This is a genomic window from Serratia sp. A07 (genome assembly GCF_058725505.1).
Genome location: NZ_JBZXDO010000176.1, coordinates 1 through 1,150, shown reverse-complemented (window position 1 = coordinate 1,150; position 1,150 = coordinate 1). Strand labels below are relative to the sequence as shown.

3 protein-coding genes are annotated in these 1,150 nt (G+C 51.1%); all 3 read left to right on the top strand.

Annotation, left to right across the window (positions count from 1 at the left end; all coding sequences use genetic code 11):
• On the top strand, positions 1–183 hold a 183-nt coding region (gene traT, locus AC4PR2_RS28995; RefSeq protein ID WP_492176063.1), incomplete at its 5' end, for a complement resistance protein TraT.
• A 107-nt stretch (positions 184–290) separates the two neighbouring features.
• Positions 291–716, top strand: coding sequence for a hypothetical protein (locus AC4PR2_RS28990; RefSeq protein WP_492176062.1), 426 nt, complete (start codon positions 291–293; stop codon positions 714–716).
• A 135-nt stretch (positions 717–851) separates the two neighbouring features.
• On the top strand, positions 852–1,150 hold a 299-nt coding region (locus AC4PR2_RS28985; RefSeq protein WP_492176061.1), incomplete at its 3' end, for a phospholipase D-like domain-containing protein.

Genomic DNA, 1,150 nt, shown 5'->3' with positions numbered 1-1,150 from the left:
AACGTCGCGGCGCTGCGTCAGGGCACGTCCGGCGCCAAGGTACAGACCAGCACGCAGCAGGGTAATCAGCACAAGTACCAGACGCGCGTTGTATCCAATGCCAATAAGGTTAACCTCAAGTTTGAGGAAGCCAAGCCGGTACTCGAAGACCAGCTGGCCAAGTCGATTGGGAATATTCTTTGATCGGCTATGGCGCACTCTTGATGTAAATATTCACCTGTACCCCGTCTCTGCGGTTTTCTCAGCCGCGGCGGGTACAGGTTAGTCAGATGTTTCCCGGAGGCGTTCTGATGAATGACATATTCGATAATGATGAAGCATTTTTGCAGTCAGAAATAACAAGAATTCGCGAAGAAGAAAAGGAGATTGAGAAGACAAAGAAACGCTTTGGTGCTATTGGGTTAATATGGGTAAATAAAGAGTGCGCCAGTGAAGAGTTGGATAGTTTGCTGTCGAATGTGGAGGATCGTAAAGAAATATTGGGTGTTCTGTCATTGGCGCAATGGCATTATATGGATGTCGTGAGAATAACGGAAAGCGGCCTTTTCAATGCTGCGCAGCTAAATAAGATAAGGCTGGAGAACCCCTGTCTTCTGAAATGTCAGGATGGGCTGCCCGTATTCGAAGAAGACCGGTGTGTTGTATTCATGTCGCAAAATTATGGTCTTTCGTTGCCGCTCTGCGCCGCCTATGTGCTGAGTGATGCATGGCGTTAGCGCAATTTCCTTATTCAATTTCGGTGCTTGCATGTTTATAAGCAGGAATAGCTATTCCAGTATTGGTATTTACGCGTCACCAAACTTTGGGAAAACGATGTTGCTCAGATCCCTTTTTCCGATGAGGGCGTTTCAATGACTTATTATCAACGCCTGTTACCGACTGTTTTTTCCCTGCTGCTCTGCCTGGCCTGCATGCGTGTGCAGGCTGCCGGTGTGATGACGGGTTTTTCACCCGGCGGCACCGCGCAGCAGGTGGTGCTGGCCGCCATCGGCAGTGCGCAGGTGTCCATCGACATGGCGGCCTACAGCTTCACTAGCAAGCCCGTCGCCACCGCGCTGCTCGCCGCCAAAGACCGCGGCGTCAGGGTGCGGGTGGTGGCCGATGATAAAGCCAACAGCAAGTACACGGCCGTGACCTTTTTGGCCAACCA

Coding starts and splice junctions, on each gene's coding strand:
- AC4PR2_RS28990 (WP_492176062.1), top strand. CDS start 291: ATGAATGACATATTCGATAATGATGAAGCATTTTTGCAGTCAGAAATA.